Origin of the sequence: Mycobacterium sherrisii, assembly GCF_002102355.1 — a bacterium.
GTDB classification, from domain to species: Bacteria; Actinomycetota; Actinomycetes; order Mycobacteriales; family Mycobacteriaceae; genus Mycobacterium; species Mycobacterium sherrisii.
Genome location: NZ_LQPT01000040.1, coordinates 177502 through 196968, shown reverse-complemented (window position 1 = coordinate 196968; position 19467 = coordinate 177502). Strand labels below are relative to the sequence as shown.

Here is a 19467-nt window from a genome sequence, read left to right as displayed (position 1 = left end):
GAGTGACATTCCCGATACTGGGCCAGCCCAATGCCGGCGATACCGCCTGGATGCTGGCGAGTTCAGCGCTGGTGTTAGTGATGACGCCAGGCCTGGCGTTTTTCTACGGCGGGATGGTGCGCGCCAGAAGCGTGCTCAACATGCTGATGATGAGCATCAGCGCGATGGGCGTGGTGACGGTGCTGTGGGTGCTGTATGGCTATTCCGTTGCCTTCGGCAACGACGTGGGCAACTTCATGGGCAACCCGGCCGATTACTTCGGGCTGAAGGGGCTCATCGGCGGCAACGCGGTGGCCGCCGACCCGACCAAGGGAGTGTCGGCAACCGATATCCCGCTGGCCGGCACGCTGCCCGCGACCGTCTTCGTGGCATTCCAGCTGATGTTCGCGATCATCACGGTCGCGCTGATCTCGGGAGCGGTGTCCGACCGGCTCAAGTTCAGCGCGTGGCTGGTTTTCGCCGGCCTGTGGGCGACGCTGGTCTACTTCCCGGTTGCGCACTGGGTGTTCGCGTTCGACGGCTTCGCCTCCGAGAAGGGCGGGTGGATCGCCAACAAGCTGCACGCGATCGACTTCGCCGGTGGGACGGCGGTCCATATCAATTCCGGTGCCGCGGGCCTGGCACTGGCGCTGGTGCTCGGTAAGCGCAAAGGCTGGCCCACCACCCTGTTCCGGCCGCACAACCTGCCGTTCGTGATGCTCGGCGCCGGCCTGCTGTGGTTCGGCTGGTACGGATTCAACGCCGGGTCGGCCACCAGCTCCAACGGGGCCGCCGGATCCACCTTCATCACGACCACCATCGCGACGGCCGCGGCGATGCTCGCCTGGCTGCTCACCGAGCGCATCCGCGACGGCCACGCCACGACACTGGGCGCGGCGTCGGGCATCGTCGCCGGACTGGTCGCCATCACCCCGTCCTGCTCGTCGGTCAACGCGCTGGGCGCGCTGATCGTCGGCCTGGTAGCCGGCGTGGTGTGTGCGCTGGCGGTCGGGCTGAAGTTCAAGCTGGGCTTCGACGACTCCCTCGACGTGGTCGGCGTGCACCTGGTCGGCGGGTTGGCGGGCACCTTGCTGGTGGGCCTGCTGGCCGCGCCGGAGAGCCTGGCGATCAACGGCGTCAGCGGTGTGAGCAAAGGGTTGTTCTACGGTGGCGGCTGGGCGCAGCTGGAAAAGCAGGCGGTCGGCGCGTTCGCCGTCCTGGGCTACTCCTTCATCGTAACGATTATCCTGGCGTTGATCCTCAAGTACACGATTGGGCTGCGGCTCAATGCCGAGGCAGAAGCCTCCGGCATCGATGAGGCCGAGCACGCGGAGAGCGGATACGATTTCGCGGTGTCCACGTCGTCGGTTCTTCCCCGTGCCAGCCTGCCGGACAGCTCTAACGGACTGGACGTAGCAGTGGCCGAGAAAGTGGAGGCAGAGCAATCATGAAGCTGGTCACTGCGATCGTGAAGCCGTTCACGCTCGATGACGTCAAGACCAGCCTGGAGGACGCGGGCGTCCTCGGGCTGACGGTCAGCGAAGTCCAGGGCTACGGCCGGCAGAAGGGCCACACCGAGGTCTACCGCGGTGCGGAGTACTCGGTCGACTTTGTGCCGAAGGTCCGCATCGAGGTGGTGGTCGACGACTCCATCGTCGACAAGGTGGTGGACAGCATCGTCCGGGCCGCACGCACCGGCAAGATCGGCGACGGCAAAGTCTGGGTCAGCCCGGTGGAAACCATCGTGCGAGTGCGCACCGGTGAGCGCGGGACCGATGCGATATGACGGTAGCCGCTCGTTGACGGTCCGGCCCCGGCGGGCCGGGAGGTTATGAAACCGAACGAACCCGACCCGGAGTCTAACGCGGACGCCGCGCAGCCCGAAATCGCTTCCGGAGCAAGCGATCTCGCTGCTGCGCGGCGTGCGTTGCTGTCCGACGGCAGCGCCTTGCACGCGGCCGAGCTGCGCCACGCGTGGCTGGACCTGCACGAGTCGTGGCTGACGGACAAGGCGACCGAGCTCGGCATCACCGAAACCAGCGCCTTCGCGATCGTCGGGGTGGGCGGCCTGGGCCGCCGCGAGCTGCTGCCGTACTCCGATTTGGACCTGATGTTGTTGCACGACAACCTCTCCGACGATGTGCTGCAACGAGTCGCCGACGGGCTGTGGTATCCGCTGTGGGACGCCAACATTCGCCTCGACCACAGCGTGCGCACCGTGGCCGGAACGCTGGGTGTCGCCAACGGCGACATGATCGCCGCGCTGGGCATGCTGGACGCCCGCCACATCGCGGGCAACGCCGAGCTGTCCGAAGAACTGATCGGCGGCGCAAGAAGACAGTGGCGCACCGCAATTCGTTCCCGGATGGACGAATTGGTGGAGATGACGCACGCCCGCTGGCTGCGGTGTGGCCGCATTGCGCACCGTGCCGAACCCGACCTCAAGTCGGGCCGCGGCGGGCTGCGCGACGTTCAACTCCTCGACGCGCTGGGCCTTGCCCAGCTCATCGACCGGCACGGCATGGGCCGTCCGGAAAGCCCGGGCGGTTCCCTCGACGACGCCTACCTGACCCTGCTGGACGTGCGCACCGAACTGCATCGGGTGTCCGGCCGCGGCCGCGACCAGTTGCTCGCCCAGTTCGCCGACGACATCAGCGCCGCGCTGCATATCGGTGATCGGTTCGACTTGGCGCGCAGGCTTTCCGACGCCGGGCGCACCATCGCGTTCCACGCCGAGACCGGATTGCGCACCGCGGTCAACGCGCTGCCCAAGCGCGGCATCTCGGTGTTGGTGCGCCGGCCCAAGCGCCGGCCGCTGGCCGACGGTGTGGTGGAGTACGCCGGCGAGATCGTGCTCGCCCGGGAGGCCCAACCGCAGCGCGACCCCGGCCTGGTGCTGCGGCTGGCGGCCGCGGCCGCCGAGAACGGGCTGCCGATGGGCGCGGCCACGCTCAACCGGCTGGCCACCACCGCCCCGGAGCTGCCGATCCCGTGGCCGCGGGAGGTCCTGGACGATTTGGTGCGGGTGCTCAGCGCCGGGCCCACCGCGGTGGGGACGATCGAAGCGCTCGACCGCACCGGGCTGTGGGGCAAGCTGCTGCCGGAGTGGGACGTGATCCGCGACCTGCCGCCGCGCGACGTCGCGCACAAGTGGACGGTGGACCGGCACACCGTCGAGGTCGCCGTCAACGCCGCACCGCTGGCCACCCGGGTGGCGCGGCCCGACCTGCTGGCGCTGGGCGCGCTATTCCACGACATCGGCAAGGGCCGCGGGGTCGACCACAGCGTGCTGGGGGCCGAGATGACGCTGCAGATCGGTCCCAGGTTGGGCATTGCGCCCGCCGACGTCGAGTTCCTGTCCAAACTGGTGCGCCATCACCTGCTGCTGCCGGTGGTCGCCACCCGCAGCGACCTCAACGATCCGCGGACCATCACCGAGGTCTCGGAGGCCCTCGGCGGCGACCCGCGGCTGCTGGAGGTGCTGCACGCGCTGACCGAGGCCGACTCCAAGGGGACCGGCCCCGGCGTGTGGAGCGACTGGAAGGCCTCGCTGATCGACGACCTGGTCCGCCGGTGCCGGCTGGTGATGGCCGGCGAGTCGCTGCCTCAGTCGGAACCAATTGCGCCGCACTATGTTTCGCTTGCCGGCGACGGCGGTGTACATGTCGAGATCACGCCGGGGGACAGCGCGCGTACCTACCAGGCGGTGATGGTCGGGCCGGACGCGCGGGGATTCACCTCCAAGGCCGCAGCGGTGCTGTCGCTCAATTCGTTCGGCGTGCACTCGGCGACGGTCAGCAGCCACGGCGGCGTCGCGATCACCGAGTTCGTGGTGTCCCCGAACTTCGGGTCGCCGGCCGCGGCCGAACTGCTGCGCCAGCAGTTCGTCGGCGCGCTGGGTGGTGACATCGACGTGCTGACCATGGTGGAGGAGCGCGACAGCAAGGCCGCCAGCTCGGCCTCCGCCCGGGCGGGGGAGGTGCAGGTCGGGGTGCCCGTCACCCGCTCCACGGCGCCGCCGCACATCCTGTGGCTGGACAGCGGCGCCGACGGCCAGCAGGTCGTCGAGGTCCGCGCGATGGACCGGCCCGGCCTGCTCGCCCTGCTCACCCGCGCGCTGGAACGGGCCGGCGCCGACATCGTCTGGGCGAAGGTCAACACCTTCGGGTCGACGGCGGCCGACGTGTTCGCCGTCGTGCTGCCCGACATCGGCGACGAGGCCGCGCGGGCCGACGTGGAGAAGCACCTGCTGACCGTGCTGGGCGTGCCGGGCGAGGCCGACGAGGCTCGGCAGGGCTGACGGTCCGCTAGCGCAGCTCCGAATTCAGTTGCCGCAGCGCGGCGATGCGGTCCTGCAGCTGGTCGCGGGTGGCGGCGGCAATCGGCGGGCCGCCGCAGCGCCGGCGCAGTTCGTTATGGATCCAGCCGTGCGGCTTACCGGTGCGGTGGTGGGCCACCGACACCAGCGCGTTGAGTTCGCGGCGCAGCTCGCGCAGCTGACCGTGCATGCTGCCCGGCGCCGGTACCGACTGCCCTGCTTGCTTTTCCCGGTGGGCGCGTTTCTGCAGCTGCTCGTCCTGGCGGCGGTGCAGCAGGGCCCGCATCTGGGCGGCGTCGAGCAGCCCCGGGATGCCGAGGTAGTCGGCTTCCTCGTCGCTACCCGCGGGCGCGGCGGTGCCGAACGACGCGCCGTCGAAGATGACCTGGTCCAGCTCGGCGTCGGCGCCCAGCGACGTGAATCCCTGGTCCGGCTCCGTCTTTTCGGTCTGGGTCCGCACGGCGGGATCGCCGTCCAGGGGGTCGTCGAGGGATTCCCGGTGCGGCTCACCGAGCACGTGGTTGCGCTCGGCCTCCAGCTCGCTGGCCAGCATCAGCAGGTTGGGCACCGACGGCACGAAGATGCTCGCGCTCTCGCCGGGCCGCCGCGAGCGCACGAACCGGCCGATCGCCTGGGCGAAGAACAGCGGCGTCGAGGCGCTGGTGGCGTAGATGCCGACCGACAGCCGCGGGACGTCGACCCCCTCGGACACCATCCGCACCGCGACCAGCCAGCGGCTGGTGCTGTCGGCGAATTCGCTGATGCGCGCCGAGGATCCGGGGTCGTCGGAGAGCACCAGCGTCGGCGCCTCGCCGGTCAGCTTGGCCAGCAGGGCGGCATACGCGCGGGCCGCGGTCTGGTCCGACGCGATGATCATGCCGCCGGCATCGGGGACATGCGAGCGCAGTTGGCGCAGCCGCTGATCCGCCGCGGTGATCACCGCGGGCATCCATTCGCCGGCCGGGTCCAGCGCGGTGCGCCAGGCACGTGCCGTCTGCTCGGCGGACAGCGGCTCGCCGAGGCGGGCCTCGTGTACCTCGCCGGCGCTGTCGAGCCAGCGGGCCTGGCCGGAATAGGCGAGGAACACCACCGGCCGCACCACCCCGTCGGCCAGCGCTTCGGCGTAGCCGTAGGTGTGGTCGGCCTGCGACCGGCGCACCCCGTCGGCGCCCGCCTCGTAGGTGACGAACGGGATGGGACTGTCGTCGCTGCGAAAGGGTGTGCCCGTCAAGGCAAGTCGGCGGGTGGCGTCGCTGAACGCTTCGCGGATGGCCTCACCCCAGGTCTTCGCGTCGCCGCCGTGGTGGATCTCGTCGAAGACGACCAGGGTGTTGCGCTGCTCGGTGCGCACCCGGTGCAGCGTGGGATGCGCCGCTACCTGGGCGTAGGTGACCAGCACGCCGTGGTAGTCCGGCGAGGTTTGCGGGTTGGTGTTGGAGAACCTCGGGTCCAGGAAAATGCCGTACCGTTGCGCGGCCTGGGCCCACTGCACCTTGAGGTGTTCGGTGGGCACCACGACGGTGATCTGCTCGACGGTGCGACTGCGCAGCAGCTCGGCGACCACCCGCAGCGCGAACGTCGTCTTGCCGGAACCCGGGGTGGCCACCGCCAGGAAGTCGCGCGGCGCGGCGGACAGATATTTGACCAGGGCCCGGCGCTGCCAGCCACGCAGCGGCCGGCTGTCAGCTTCAGCAATTGCCGCGTCGCCGACCGGCTGCATCGACACAGGCTCCCCTCCGGCGCGCGGTTCGCAGGTCGCGCCCATCCAAGTCGTTGGCCCCGGCCGCACGGTGCCAGCCGGGTGTGAGCGGCGGGTGTGAAATGTAGCATGGCAACGCTTTTCGGCGTCGCAACGACGCCTCGGCGGTGTCTTGGTGCCGTGAGCAGGTTATCCCGAAAGCCGTGTCGGGCCGGCCTGCAACCAGGTGTCGATGCGTGCGGCGACGTCGGGCCAGCCCGGTTCGAGCATCATGTTGTGGCCCATCGAAAAGAATTCCGGCTGCGTTCGGTAGGCCCGCGCGGTGGCGCGCACCGCGCGGGTGCTGACGAAACCGTCGTAGCGGGCGCCGAGCACCAGGATCGGCGTGCGCACCCGCCTGGTCCGGACGCGCCGGACCGTCGGGTCGATCATGGTCGCGCGGATGCTCTCGGCGCCGGCGCGCCGGCGGCAGGATTCCACGACGGCTTCGGGCGTGTCGGGGCAGAACAGGTATTCGCGGGCCAGCGCCGGGGTGGCGAGAAACTTCAGCAACGTCGGGTCGTTCCAGGACTCCATCGTCATCGACGGTCGGCGACGCCACACCCGCAGCGCGGTGCCCAGCACGCCCTGCGGGGGCAGCGAACCGAGCAACACCGCGGCCGGCGCGTTGCGCTCCTCGAGGTAGCGCTGCGTGACGAAGCCGCCCACGGAGTGACCGATCAGGACGGGCGCGCCGCCCAGGTCGTCGGCCACCGACGCGACGTCGTCGACGTAGTCGGCGATACCGACCTTGGGCAGCGGCTTGTCGGTGGGGCTGGCGCCGTGCCCGCGCAGGCTCAGCGAGACCGCGTGGTAGCCGGCGTCGGCGAAATAGTCCAAAAATCCGTCGTCCCAGCACCATGCGCCGTGCCAGCCGCCGTGCACGAAAAGCAGCGGGACGGGGTGTGCGTCGGTGCAGCGCCCCTTGTCGATCACCTCGAGCATGAACTGACATTTGCTGGCCGGGGCGGCACCGTCAATACTCGGGCTTCGCCGAGACTTAAACCACGGCGACGTTTACCGGCGTGTCGTGTGCGCGGTTTAAGTGTCGCGGCAGCGACGAAGCCGTGTCGAGGCGCGGCCCGGCGCACGACGCGGCTCCAGTAGCCTGTTGGGGTGTTTGAATCGCTGTCCGACCGGTTGACCGGTGCCCTGGCGGGGCTGCGCGGCAAAGGGCGACTGACCGACGCCGACATCGATGCCACCACCCGGGAAATCCGGCTCGCGCTGCTGGAGGCCGACGTCTCGCTGCCGGTCGTGCGGGCGTTCGTCGGGCGGATCAAGGAGCGCGCCCGCGGCGCCGATGTGTCCGGTGCCCTGAACCCGGCGCAACAGGTCGTCAAGATCGTCAACGAAGAACTGATCGGCATTCTCGGCGGCCAGACCCGCCAACTGGCGTTCGCCAAGACGCCGCCGACCGTGATCATGCTGGCCGGCCTGCAGGGTTCCGGTAAGACGACGCTGGCCGGGAAGCTGGCGGCGTGGCTGCGCGGCCAGGGCCACACCCCGCTGCTGGTCGCCTGCGACCTGCAGCGCCCCGCCGCGGTGAACCAGCTGGTGGTCACCGGCCAGCGGGCCGGCGTGCCCGTATTCGCGCCGCACCCGGGCGAGTCACCCGGGTCGGGCCCCGGTGACCCGGTCGCCGTCGCCGCGGCCGGATTGGCCGAGGCCCGCGCCAAGCACCACGACGTCGTCATCGTCGACACGGCCGGCCGGCTGGGTATCGACGACGAGCTGATGAGCCAGGCCGCGGCCATCCGCGACGCGGTCAACCCCGACGAAGTGATCTTCGTGCTGGACGCGATGATCGGTCAGGACGCGGTCACCACCGCCGAGGCGTTCCGCGAGGGCGTCGGCTTCACCGGGGTGGTATTGACCAAGCTGGACGGTGACGCCCGCGGTGGTGCGGCGTTGTCGGTCCGCGAGGTCACCGGCGTCCCAATCCTTTTCGCGTCCACCGGCGAGAAGCTGGAAGACTTTGACGTCTTCCACCCCGACCGGATGGCCAGCCGGATCCTGGGCATGGGCGACGTGCTCAGCCTGATCGAGCAGGCCGAGCAGGTCTTCGACGCCGAGCAGGCCGAGGCCGCCGCGGCCAAGATCGGCGCCGGCGAACTGACCCTGGAGGACTTCCTCGAACAGATGCTGGCCATCCGCAAGATGGGACCGATCGGCAACCTGCTGGGCATGCTGCCCGGCGCCGGCCAGATGAAGGACGCGCTGGCCGAGGTCGACGACCGCCAACTCGACCGGCTGCAGGCCATCATCCGCGGCATGACGCCGCAGGAACGCGCCGACCCGAAGATCATCAACGCCTCGCGTCGGCTGCGCATCGCCAACGGATCGGGCGTGACCGTCTCCGAGGTCAATCAACTGGTCGACCGGTTCTTCGAGGCCCGCAAGATGATGTCGTCGATGCTCGGCGGCATGGGCATTCCGGGCCTGGGCCGCAAGTCCGCCACCCGAAAGAACAAGGCAGCCAAGGGCAAAAAGGGCAAGAAGGGCGGCCGGGGGCCGACGCCACCCAAGGTGCGCAACCCGCTCGGCACCGGCATGCCGGCCGGGTTCCCGGACCTGTCCCAGCTGCCCGAGGGGCTCAACGAGCTGCCGCCCGGGTTGGCGGACTTCGATCTGACCAAGCTCAAGTTCCCAGGCAACCCGGGAAGAAAGTAGCGCCCGGTGGCCATGCACGTACGCGGTCTGCGGTTACCCGACGAGACCGAGATCGAACTGTGGATCGTCGACGGCCGCATCAGCACCGAACCGGTCGCGGGCGCCGACACCCTGTTCGACGGCGGCTGGATCCTGCCCGGCCTGGTGGACGCGCACTGCCACGTCGGGCTGGGCCAGCACGGCGAAATCCCGCTCGACGAGGCCGTCGCGCAGGCCGAGGCCGAACGCGATGTGGGCGCGCTGCTGTTGCGCGACTGCGGTTCCCCGACCGACACCCGAAGTCTCGACGACCGCCACGATCTGCCCCGCCTGATCCGCGCGGGCAAGCACCTGGCCAGGCCCAAGCGGTACTCGGCCGGCTTTTCCGTCGAACTCGAAGACGAGTCACAGCTGCCGGCCGCGGTGGCCGTGGAGGCGCAGCGCGGCGACGGCTGGATCAAACTCGTCGGCGACTGGATCGACCGCAGCATCGGTGATCTGGCGCCGCTGTGGTCCGACGAGGTGCTCAAGGAGGCGATCGACACCGCGCACGCGCACGGCGCCCGGGTCACCGCGCACGTGTTCAGCGACGAGGCGATGCCCGGGCTGATCAAGGCCGGGATCGACTGCATCGAGCACGGCACCGGACTCACCGACGACACCATCGCGCTGATGGTCGAACACAAGACGGTCCTGGTGCCCACCCTGATCAACATCGTCGAGAACTTCCCGAACATCGCCGACGCCGCAACGCGCTACCCGACCTACGCCGCCCACATGCGCGAGCTGTACGCGGGCTGCCCCGGTCGGATCGCGGCCGCCGCGGAGGCGGGGGTGCCGATCTACGCCGGAAGTGACGCCGGCCCGATGATCGCGCACGGCCGCATCGTCGACGAGGTCGAGGCGCTCAAGGGCATCGGGATGAGCCCCACCGCCGCGCTGGGCGCCGCGTGCTGGGACGCCCGCGACTGGCTGGGCCGCCCCGGCCTGGACCACGGCGCGTCGGCCGATCTGGTGTGCTACGCCGAGGACCCCCGAAAGGGGCCGTCCGTATTGAGCCAACCCGACCTGGTACTGCTGCGCGGCAACACGTTTCGGCCCTAGCGCGGCACCGGCGCCGGACGGGCGAGGTGCGGTGGCGGCGGATAGAATCTGCGGATGGCACTGGCCAGCGGCGCGGTTTTTGCCGAGTACACCGTCGCGCGGAAGCTGGGATCCGGACAGACCGGCGAGGTCTACCTCGTTCAGGATCCACGTCCGGCGCGCTGGCAGGCGCTGAAGATCCTCTCCCTGCCGCTGTCGTCGGACAGCCGATTTCGTCGCCGATTCCTCGAGGAAACCCCGGCGGTGACGAGCCTGCATCACCCGCACATCGTGGAAGTGCACGACCGCGGTGACTTCGACGGACTGCTGTGGGTCGCGATGGACTACGTGGAGGGCAGCAGCGCCGCCCAGTTGATGCGGGATCGGTTTCCCGCGGTGTGGCCGACCGGGGAGGTGCTGACGATTGTCGGCGCCGTCGCCGCCGCCCTGGACCACGCCCACCAGCGCGGGTTGCTGCACCGCGACGTCAAGCCGGCCAACATCCTGCTGACCGGCAGGGCAGCGGGTGAGCAACGGATTCTGTTGGGCGACTTCGGCATAGCCCGACAACTCGGCGAGCACACGGGCGTGGTGGGTCCGCACGTTCCGGCGGGAACGGTGGGCTACGCCGCGCCCGAACAGTTGATGGGGGCCGACATCGATCCACGCGCGGATCAGTACGCGCTGGCGGCCACGGCGTTTCACCTGCTGACCGGGGCGCCGCCGACCGAGTACCGCAATGCGGCCACCGCGTTGCGCGAGTTGTTGCGCGGCGCCCCACCGAAACTGAGCGATCAGCGCCCCGAGCTGGCCCACCTGGACGAGGTGTTTGCCCGCGCACTGGCAGCCCGGCCGGCGGACCGGTTCACCAGCTGCCGCGCGTTCGCCGACGCCCTCAACGAGGCGGCCGGCAGCCACGGTCCGGACGGCGTGCTGGTTCTCGACTACCCGGAGTACAACTGGCCCGAGCACCCCGGCGCCCGGCCCGCCCCGGGCGACGGGACGGCCGGCGCGACCGCCCCCGACGCCGTGCCGTCGGTCAGCCGGCCCATTAGGCGCCGTCCCCGCAAGACGGTGCTGGCGGCCGCCGCGATCGCGGTGCTGCTGGGGCTGTTCACCGTCGGCGTCCTGACCGGGCGCAAGATCGAGTCGACGGCCGAGCGGGCGGCCAGTGCCCCGGCGAGCACCTCCGTCGCGGCGGTGGCACTGCCACCGACGACCGCCTCGTCGACCCCGCCCGCCGCCCTGGAAGGCACCTATCGCCTCGACGTCGAACGCTCCAAGGAGACCTTCGATTACACGCCCAGCCCGCAGCCCCCGGACCTGACCAGCTGGTGGGCGTTTCGTTCGTCGTGCACACCGTCGTACTGCTCGGCCGCCGCGGTACCGCTCGACGACAACGATCACACCCAGTTGGCGCCGACGGGTGGGCGCCCGGTGGTCTTCCGGTTCGAAGACGGCCAGTGGCAGTCGCGTCCGGAGACGGTGCCGTTGGCGTGCCCGGGGTCCGGCGGGCCGGCCAAGTCGCAGACCACGGTTCAGACGCTGGTGCTGCGGCCCAACCCGCAGGGCGACCTGGTCGGCGAGATGGAACTTGTCGCGCAAAGCGACGAGTGCGCCCAGCGCGCCTCGGTGGTGCGCATTCCCGCCAGGCTGGACCGGGTGGCCGACACCCCGCCGGGCGTCTACGTGCCGGACCCGGTGACCGTCCCGGAGCCGAGCAGTCCACCGGTGTCCGTCGCTCCCTCGCACACCCCGAAGCCGCCCGCGGCGTCCAGTCGGCCGGGCCGGTAACCCCGGGGGTGGAACCGATATCGGCAAAAAGATTGCGATCACTCGCTAACTTTGGTAGCGTCGCCGCAACCGACGAGCCGGGAGGCAACAGTGACCTACGACGTGATCATCCGGGACGGATTGTGGTTCGACGGGACGGGCAGCGCGCCGCACACCCGCACGCTGGGCATCCGCGACGGCGTGGTGGCCACCGTCTCGGCCGAGCCGCTCGACGAGACCGGCTGCCCGGAGGTGATCGCCGCGGCCGGCAAATGGGTGGTGCCCGGCTTTATCGACGTGCACACGCACTACGACGCCGAAGTGCTGCTGGATCCCGGCCTGCGCGAGTCGGTGCGCCACGGCGTCACCACCGTGCTGCTGGGCATGTGCTCGCTGTCGACGGTCTACGCCGACTCCGAGGACGCCGCCGACCTGTTCAGCAGGGTCGAGGCGGTGCCACGCCCCTTCGTGCTGGGCGCGCTGGAAAGCAACCGGACCTGGTCCACCGCCGAGGAATACATCAAGGCCATCGACTCGCTTCCACTCGGCCCGAATGTCGGTTCGCTGCTTGGGCATTCGGATCTGCGCAGCACGGTCCTGGGGCTGGACCGCGCTACCGACGCGTCCGTCAGGCCCACCGACGCCGAACTGGCCAAGATGGCGACGCTACTCGACGAGGCGCTCGATGCCGGGATGCTCGGCATGTCCGGCATGGACGCCGCGATCGACAAGCTGGACGGCGACCGGTTCCGGTCCCGGGCGCTGCCGTCGACCTTCGCGACCTGGCGGGAGCGGCGCAAGCTGATCAAGGTGCTGCGCAAGCGCGGCCGGATTCTGCAGAGCGCGCCCAACGTCGACCGTCCGTCGTCCGCGCTGATGTTCTTTTTGGCCAGCAGCCGGATCTTCAACCGCGGCAAGGGCGTTCGGATGAGCCTGTTAGTGTCGGCCGACGCCAAGTCGATGCCGCTGGCCGTCTACGTGTTCGGCCCGGCTACCCGGCTGGCCAACAAGCTGCTGAGGTCCAGCGTGCGGTTTCAGCACCTGCCGGTGCCGTTCGAGTTGTATTCCGACGGAATCGATCTGCCGGTCTTCGAGGAGTTCGGCGCCGGCACCGCCGCCCTGCATCTGCGCGACCAATTGCAGCGCAACGAATTACTGGCCGACGAGGGTTATCGCCGGGAATTCCGCAAAGAGTTCGACCGCATCAAGCTCGGGCCGTCGCTGTGGCACCGGGACTTCCACGACGCCGTCATCGTCGAATGCCCCGATGAATCGTTGATCGGCAAGAGTTTTGGCGCGATCGCCGACGAGCGCGGGCTGCACCCGCTGGATGCGTTCCTCGACGTGCTCGTCGAAAACGGCGAACGTAACGTTCGGTGGACCACCGTCGTGGCCAACCACCGGCCCAAGCTGCTCAACGCGCTGGCCGACGAGGAAAGCGTGCACATGGGTTTCTCGGATGCCGGTGCGCACCTGCGCAACATGGCCTTTTACAACTTTCCGCTCAAGCTGCTCAAGCGGACTCGGGACGCCTACCGCGCCGGTGCGCCGTTCATGACCACCGAGCGGGCCGTGCACCGGTTGACCGGTGAACTGGCCGAGTGGTTCGGCATCGACGCCGGCACCCTGCGCCAGGGCGACCGGGCCGACTTCGTGGTGATCGATCCGCAGGGCTTGAACGACCAGGTCGACAGTTACCACGAAGAAGCGGTCCCGTTCTACGGCGGGTTGCGGCGGATGGTCAACCGCAACGACGCCGCCGTCCTCGCCACCGGGGTGGGCGGCGCCGTCGTGTTCCGGGCGGGCCAGTTCCGCGAGGGCTACGGGCAGACCGTGCAGTCGGGCCGCTACCTGCGGGCGGGACAGCGGGCGCGGCGCGCGGCGGCCGCAGTCGGTTGAGCCGCCGCGATGGCCAGGACCCAGCAGCAGCGCCGCGAGGAGACCGTCGGCCGTCTCCTCGAAGCCGGTATTGCCAGCATCATCGAGGTCGGCTACGCCCGGGCATCCGCGGCCGTCATCACCAAGCGGGCCGGGGTGTCGGTGGGCGCGCTGTTCCGCCACTTCGAGACGATGAGCGACTTCATGGCGGCGACGGCCTCGGAGGTGTTGCGCCGCCAGGTGGAGTCGTTCACCAAGCGGGTCGCCCAGATCCCGGCCGACCGCCCGGCATTCGAAGCGGCCCTGACGATTCTGCGTGACATCACCGCCAGCCCCACCAACGCGGTGCTCTACGAACTGATGGTCGCCGCCCGTACCGACGAGAAGCTGGGCGCCCACCTGCGCGACGTCATGGCGCAGTACACCGCCAAGATTCTGGACGCCGCGCGGGCGCTGCCGGGCGTCGAGGTCGTCGGCGAGGAGACGTTCCCGGTGCTGGTGGCATTGCTGACCAACGTCTTCGACGGGGCGGCGCTGGTGCGCGGAATCTTCCCGGAGCCCGATATCGAGGAGCAGCGAATCGTATTGCTATCCAAGTTGGTAACCGGGCTCGTCCCCAATGAGCTTGCCTAGCAACGGTTTACAGTGAGCCGATGCTGGCCGACGGGTTTAGCGCGAAACCCCAGTCGAACAGGCTGCCCGCTTGGTCCCAGTACGTCGGGCCACCCGGCTGCACCAGCCCGTACATCATGGCGACCACCAGGCGCCGTCCGCCGCGGGACGCGGCGCCGACGAACGTCTTTCGCGCGGCGTTGGTGAATCCGGTCTTGCCGCCGATGGCCCCCGGGTAGCGGGTCAGCAGCTCGTCCTGGTTGGTGATCGGCTGATCGCCGGCATCGCTGGGGAACATCGCCGACGGTTCGGCGGTGATGTGGGCGAACGTCGGGTTGGCCATGGCGGCCCGAAAGATGACGGCCAGGTCGTGGGCGGTCGAGGCGCCGGAGCCGCCCGGTCCGTCCAGGCCGGACGGGGTGGCCGCGTGGGTGGCCGTCGCCCCCAGGGCGGCGGCCTTCGCGTTCATCTTGGCCACCGTGGCATCGGCACCGCCCAGCAGATGCGCCAGCGTGTTGGCGGCATCGTTACCCGACACCAGCAGCAGACCGTCGAGCAGCTGGCGCGCGGTATAGACGCGGCCGGGCTTGATCCCGACGCAGTTGCACTCCACCTGGGTGTCGGCGGCGTCGGCGACCACGGTCGAGTCCAGGGGCACCTCGTCGAGGACCACCAGCGCCAACAGCACCTTGATCGTGCTCGCGGGCGGGTGCTGCACATACTGGTCGCGCGCGGCCAGCACCTGGCCGCTGTCCAGGTCGGCCAGGATCCAGGTTTGGGCGGGGCCGTCGGGGATCGGCACGGAGCCGACCGGCTGCATGTCGTCGGCGCGGGCGGCCGGGGCGGTGGCCGTACCCAGGGTGAGTCCGGCGACCGTGAGCAGCGCGGCAGCTGCGGCGAGGAAATTCCGCATGGCCGCAAAGTGTAACTTCCGGACCTGTTCGACTCCCGGTCCGTCACGGGGCGTCGACTACGACGCCGCGACCGGGGTGAGCGCGACCACGGGGATGGTCCGCGACGTCTTGCGCTGGTAGTCGGCGAATCCCGGATACCGCTGGGCCTGCAGCGCGTACTTCTCGTCGCGCTCGGCACCGTGCAGCTCCGTGGCGTGCACGTCGACGACGTCGTCCCCGACCTCGATGCGGGTGTCGGGGTTGGCCCTGAGGTTCCAGTACCAGGCGGGGTTGTCGTCGGCGCCGGCCTTCGACGCGAACACCAGATACCGGTCGCCGTCGGATAGATACATCATGATGTTGGTCCGCGGCTTGCCGCTGCGCGCGCCGACGGTGTGCAGGATGAGCAGTGGCGCCCCCTCGAATTGGCCGCCGACCCGACCGTGATTGGCCCGAAATTCGGCGATATTGCGCTCGTTGAAATCGGCTTGCTCGCTCATTTGGTTGTCCCCACTGTCGGTCGACGGCTACGCGGGTTTGGTAACCGGGGGCGGGCGCGTTAAAACGCGGCGATAGATCGTGTTCAATCGATGCATGTTGAGCCTGGCCGAAATTTCTGACCGTCTGGAGATCCAGCAGCTGATGGTGGACTACTCCACCGCGATCGACCAGCGACGATTCGACGATCTGGACAAGGTGTTCACCGAGGACGCCTACATCGATTACACGGCCCTCGGCGGAATCGAGGGTCGTTATCCCGAGGTGAAGAAGTGGCTGTCGGAGGTGCTGCCGAACTTTCCGGTGTATGCGCACATGCTCGGCAATTTCTCGGTGCAGATCGACGGGGATAAGGCCTCGTCACGGGTGATCTGCTTCAACCCGATGGTCTTTCCCAGCGACTCGGGTAAACCGGGAGACCAGGTGATGTTCTGCGGCCTCTGGTACGACGACGAGTTCGTGCGTACGCCGCAGGGTTGGCGGATGACCCGCCGGGTCGAGACGAAGGTCTTCCAGAAGGTGATGTGACGGCGTCGGGCGTTGCGGCCGGACGAATTTCTGTCCACGGCCCTCGTTCTGGCACAATTAGCGGCTGTCCGCCGCGCGACCCGCCCCGCATCCGGGGTGCTTGTTCGGCGGTCACACACGCGAGGCAAAACCGGATCTCGGCATCCCGCCCGGATCGCTGAATTGCAGCGTGACACACACAGGAGAATTCGCTTACTCATGGCTGTCAAGATCAAGCTCACCCGGCTTGGCAAGATCCGCAACCCCCAGTACCGCATCGCCGTGGCCGACGCGCGCACCCGCCGCGACGGCCGCTCGATCGAGGTGATCGGCCGCTACCACCCCAAGGAAGAGCCCAGCCTGATCGAGATCAACTCGGAGCGGGCCCAGTACTGGTTGTCCGTCGGCGCGCAGCCGACCGAGCCGGTCCTCAAGCTGTTGAAGATCACCGGTGACTGGCAGAAGTTCAAGGGTCTGCCCGGCGCGGAGGGCACCCTGCAGGTCGCCGCGCCGAAGCCGAGCAAGCTGGAGCTGTTCAACGCCGCACTCGCCGAGGCCGAAGGCGGCCCGACCGCCGAGGCCACCAAGCCGAAGAAGAAGGCGTCGACTGCGGGGGCCAAGAAGGCCGCCAAGGGCGCCGAGAAGGGCGAGCAGGCCCCTGAGGCGCCTGAAACCGGTGAGGCCCCTGAGGCGCCTGCGGCCGCTGAAACCGCCCCGGCCGGTGCGGCCGAAGCCGAGTCCGCGACCGAAAGCTGACCGTGGCAATGAGTACCGTCGTCGTCGACGCAGTCGAGCATCTGGTCCGCGGCATCGTGGACAACCCGGACGATGTCCGGGTCGACCTGGTGACAAGCCGGCGCGGGCGGACGGTCGAGGTGCACGTCCACCCCGACGATTTGGGCAAGGTGATCGGTCGCGGCGGACGCACGGCGACCGCGCTGCGCACGCTGGTCGCCGGCATCGGTGGCCGCGGTATCCGGGTCGACGTGGTGGACACCGACCAGTAGGTCTTTTCCCCCATGGAGCTGCTCGTCGGGCGCGTCGTGAAAGCACACGGCATCGCCGGCGAACTGGTGGTGGAGGTGCACACCGACGACCCCGCCCTGCGTTTCGCCCCGGGTAATACGTTGCGCGCCAAGCCCCCTCGCGGCAACGCGGAGCCGCGCAGCTTCGTCGTCGACACCGTGCGGGAACACGGCGGCCGGCTGCTGGTGCGGCTGGCCGGGGTGCAGGACCGCGACGCCGCGGATGGGTTGCGCGGCAACCTGTTCGTGGTGGACTCCGATGACCTGCCGCCGATCGACGAGCCGGACACCTACTACGACCATCAGCTCGAAGGCCTGCACGTGCGCACCACCACCGGGCACGATGTCGGCGTCGTCGCCGAAGTGCTGCACACCGCGGCGGGGGAGTTGCTGGCGGTGCGCCGAGGCGAGGGCGGCGACGGCCGGGAAGTCTTGGTGCCGTTCGTGACCGCCATCGTCACGTCGGTGTCGCTGGACGACCAGACGGTCGAAATCGATCCGCCCGAGGGTCTGCTGGACTTGGCGTAGATGGGGCGCGCATCGGCATGAGGATCGACGTGATCACGATTTTCCCGGCCTACCTGGATCCGCTGCGGCAATCGCTGCCCGGCAAGGCGATCGAGGCGGGTCTGGTCGATATCGAGGTGCACGACCTGCGCCGGTGGACGCACGACGTGCATCGCTCTGTCGACGACGCCCCCTACGGCGGCGGCCCCGGCATGGTGATGAAGGCGCCCGTCTGGGGCGAGGCGCTCGATGAAATCTGTTCTGACGAGACACTATTGGTGGTTCCGACGCCGGCGGGTGAGCTGTTCAAGCAAGCCACCGCCCAGCGCTGGAGCGGACAGCGGCATCTGGTATTCGCCTGCGGTCGTTACGAGGGCATCGACCAGCGCGTCGTCGAGGACGCCGGCCGCCGGATGCGGGTCGAAGAAGTCTCGATCGGCGACTACGTGCTGCCGGGCGGGGAGTCGGCGGCCGTGGTGATGATCGAAGCGGTGCTGCGGCTTGTCGCGGGGGTGTTGGGCAATCCGGCGTCGCACCGGGAAGATTCGCACTCCCCGACGCTGGGCGGGCTGCTCGAGGGGCCCAGCTACACCCGGCCGCCGAGCTGGCGGGGTCTCGACGTCCCCGAGGTACTGCTGTCCGGCGACCACGCGCGCATCGCCGCCTGGCGCCGCGAGGTGTCGCTGCGGCGGACCCGGGAGCGCCGTCCCGATCTCGGCCGGGGTGAGCCCGGCGCCTGACGACCCTAGAAGCCGCCGGAGCCGATCCGGCCGTTGGGGAACATCGTCTTGACGGCCTGGGTGATCGTGTCCCGTGCCGTCGCGTCGTCGGAGGACTGCAGCGACTCGACCACCATGATGTAGCGCCGGTCGGCGCCCACCACGCCCGTCGACAGGTGCATCCACTCTGTGCCGATGCAGCACATCCAGCCCTGCTTGACCGCCACCGGCTCGGCGAACAGGCCGTCGGGGATGCCGAACCGCTGCGGGTAGCCGTCGACTCCGTTGGGGGTCGACTGGGCCAGGTCGTTGACGATGATCTTGGCCCGCTCCGCGGGCAGCCCGCCGGTGCCGTCGAGCAGCTCGTCGTAGTAATGGATCAGGTCGGGCAGCGAGCTCATCGTGTTCCACCAGCGGCCGTCGGGTGGCGGAGTGGTGGACGACAGCCCGTAGCGGCTGGCGACCTGGCTGATGATGCTGCTGCCGCCGCCCTGATCCCAGAACCGTTCGGCCGCACCGTCGTCGGACGACTGCAACATGACGTCGAGCGACTGACGGTCCTGCGGGGACAGCCGGATCTTGCCCTGTGCCTCGGCCAGCAGCAGATCGTCGGCGATGAACAGCTTGGCCACCGACGCGGTGCCGACGATCAGCGGATTGCCGTTGGAGACCAGCTCATGCGTCCTGCGGTCGAGAATGCCCACCGAGAGCGTGGCCCCGCTCGCGGCGGCCTGCTCGGTGGCCTGCTGGATGCGCGCCTGCAGCCCGTTGAAACCGGCCATCGGCGCCCCGGCCAGATTTTCGGTGTCCGGGTTGGTGTCCAGCAGCAGTTGCACCAGCTGCGAGGAGCCGGCAGCGCCCTTGCCCGACGGTTTGGGCGGCCGCGCGCCCGGCCGGGCCTCGTCGCATCCGGCCAGCACCAGCGTCACCGCCGCGATCGCGGCGAGAGCGGTGAGCGGACGGACACCCATCCCTGTTCTCCCAGTTCTCCGACGTCTGCTGTTAGGTCTGCTGTTAAGTCGGCGTCTACCTGCAATCTGCCCGGGCATCATTGAGTCCGCGTTGAGTTCGGGTTGACAAGCGCGGGACGACCCCAGTCATATGTACCACTCACCAGCGGCTTCGGCGCGGCGCAAACCGCGGCGTTTACCTGTGATTTTCAATGCACGCGGGGCGTCTGGCACAATTGACCAGTTGTCTTCAGCGGCTGGGCGGTTTGCGCCCGCCGCGAGACGCGCCCCCGAAGCCCCAATGGCTTGCCGACCACCCCTGCGTGCGGGCAGTT

18 protein-coding genes are annotated in these 19467 nt (G+C 69.3%); 13 read left to right on the top strand and 5 right to left on the bottom strand.

Annotation, left to right across the window (positions count from 1 at the left end; all coding sequences use genetic code 11):
• Positions 1 to 50 precede the first annotated feature (50 nt).
• From AWC25_RS08045 to AWC25_RS08035, 3 genes are read left to right on the top strand one after another with little or no spacing between them, the layout of a single operon-like run.
• On the top strand, positions 51 to 1430 hold the full coding sequence (locus AWC25_RS08045; RefSeq protein WP_069398715.1) for an ammonium transporter: 1380 nt from the start codon (positions 51 to 53) through the stop codon (positions 1428 to 1430).
• Entirely contained in the window at positions 1427 to 1765 is a 339-nt protein-coding gene (gene glnB, locus AWC25_RS08040; RefSeq protein ID WP_044510728.1) for a nitrogen regulatory protein P-II, read from the top strand. The genes AWC25_RS08045 and glnB overlap by 4 nt, the downstream gene beginning before the upstream one ends.
• A 45-nt stretch (positions 1766 to 1810) precedes the next feature.
• Complete coding sequence (locus tag AWC25_RS08035; RefSeq protein ID WP_084229123.1) at positions 1811 to 4279, top strand: [protein-PII] uridylyltransferase; 2469 nt, start codon at positions 1811 to 1813, stop codon at positions 4277 to 4279.
• A 7-nt stretch (positions 4280 to 4286) separates the two neighbouring features.
• Here the strand turns inward: AWC25_RS08035 and AWC25_RS08030 are convergent, their stop codons facing one another.
• Positions 4287 to 6017 (bottom strand): DEAD/DEAH box helicase, encoded by a 1731-nt coding sequence (locus AWC25_RS08030; RefSeq protein WP_069398622.1) that lies wholly within the window; start codon positions 6015 to 6017, stop codon positions 4287 to 4289.
• A 168-nt stretch (positions 6018 to 6185) separates the two neighbouring features.
• On the bottom strand, positions 6186 to 6980 hold the full coding sequence (locus AWC25_RS08025) for an alpha/beta hydrolase (protein ID WP_069398623.1): 795 nt from the start codon (positions 6978 to 6980) through the stop codon (positions 6186 to 6188).
• Between the two features lie 171 nt (positions 6981 to 7151).
• On the opposite strand from AWC25_RS08025, the gene ffh reads away from it, so the two are divergent.
• From ffh to AWC25_RS08000, 5 genes are read left to right on the top strand one after another with little or no spacing between them, the layout of a single operon-like run.
• Positions 7152 to 8708: a signal recognition particle protein gene (gene ffh / locus AWC25_RS08020; RefSeq protein ID WP_069398624.1), complete on the top strand. Its 1557-nt coding sequence runs from the start codon at positions 7152 to 7154 to the stop codon at positions 8706 to 8708.
• Positions 8709 to 8720: 12 nt separating this feature from the next.
• Positions 8721 to 9791, top strand: a complete 1071-nt coding sequence (locus AWC25_RS08015; protein ID WP_142278738.1) for a metal-dependent hydrolase family protein — start codon at positions 8721 to 8723, stop codon at positions 9789 to 9791.
• 54 nt (positions 9792 to 9845) lie between these two features.
• Positions 9846 to 11564, top strand: coding sequence for a serine/threonine-protein kinase (locus AWC25_RS08010; RefSeq protein WP_069398626.1), 1719 nt, complete (start codon positions 9846 to 9848; stop codon positions 11562 to 11564).
• Positions 11565 to 11615: 51 nt separating this feature from the next.
• Entirely contained in the window at positions 11616 to 13442 is a 1827-nt protein-coding gene (locus AWC25_RS08005) for an N-acyl-D-amino-acid deacylase family protein (protein ID WP_142278732.1), read from the top strand.
• Between the two features lie 9 nt (positions 13443 to 13451).
• Complete coding sequence (locus AWC25_RS08000; protein ID WP_069398628.1) at positions 13452 to 14054, top strand: TetR/AcrR family transcriptional regulator; 603 nt, start codon at positions 13452 to 13454, stop codon at positions 14052 to 14054.
• 7 nt (positions 14055 to 14061) lie between these two features.
• Here the strand turns inward: AWC25_RS08000 and AWC25_RS07995 are convergent, their stop codons facing one another.
• Entirely contained in the window at positions 14062 to 14946 is an 885-nt protein-coding gene (locus tag AWC25_RS07995) for a D-alanyl-D-alanine carboxypeptidase family protein (RefSeq protein ID WP_085166584.1), read from the bottom strand.
• A gap of 57 nt (positions 14947 to 15003) precedes the next feature.
• The gene (locus AWC25_RS07990) at positions 15004 to 15426 is read right to left on the bottom strand and encodes a nitroreductase family deazaflavin-dependent oxidoreductase (protein ID WP_069398630.1); all 423 of its coding nucleotides are present in this window, start codon (positions 15424 to 15426) and stop codon (positions 15004 to 15006) included.
• 94 nt (positions 15427 to 15520) lie between these two features.
• Between AWC25_RS07990 and AWC25_RS07985 the strand changes: the two genes are divergently transcribed.
• The 5 genes from AWC25_RS07985 (at position 15521) to trmD (ending at position 18203) form a co-directional block, all read left to right on the top strand.
• Positions 15521 to 15952 (top strand): nuclear transport factor 2 family protein, encoded by a 432-nt coding sequence (locus AWC25_RS07985; protein WP_069398631.1) that lies wholly within the window; start codon positions 15521 to 15523, stop codon positions 15950 to 15952.
• 198 nt (positions 15953 to 16150) lie between these two features.
• Positions 16151 to 16687, top strand: a complete 537-nt coding sequence (gene rpsP, locus AWC25_RS07980; RefSeq protein WP_069398632.1) for a 30S ribosomal protein S16 — start codon at positions 16151 to 16153, stop codon at positions 16685 to 16687.
• Between the two features lie 8 nt (positions 16688 to 16695).
• Positions 16696 to 16938: an RNA-binding protein gene (locus AWC25_RS07975; protein WP_036354608.1), complete on the top strand. Its 243-nt coding sequence runs from the start codon at positions 16696 to 16698 to the stop codon at positions 16936 to 16938.
• 12 nt (positions 16939 to 16950) lie between these two features.
• A complete protein-coding gene (gene rimM / locus AWC25_RS07970; RefSeq protein ID WP_069398633.1) occupies positions 16951 to 17484 on the top strand; it encodes a ribosome maturation factor RimM in 534 nt (177 codons plus the stop codon).
• A 17-nt stretch (positions 17485 to 17501) separates the two neighbouring features.
• Positions 17502 to 18203, top strand: coding sequence for a tRNA (guanosine(37)-N1)-methyltransferase TrmD (trmD, locus tag AWC25_RS07965; protein ID WP_069398634.1), 702 nt, complete (start codon positions 17502 to 17504; stop codon positions 18201 to 18203).
• Between the two features lie 5 nt (positions 18204 to 18208).
• Here the strand turns inward: trmD and AWC25_RS07960 are convergent, their stop codons facing one another.
• A complete protein-coding gene (locus tag AWC25_RS07960) occupies positions 18209 to 19153 on the bottom strand; it encodes a serine hydrolase (protein WP_069398635.1) in 945 nt (314 codons plus the stop codon).
• Positions 19154 to 19467: the final 314 nt, after the last annotated feature.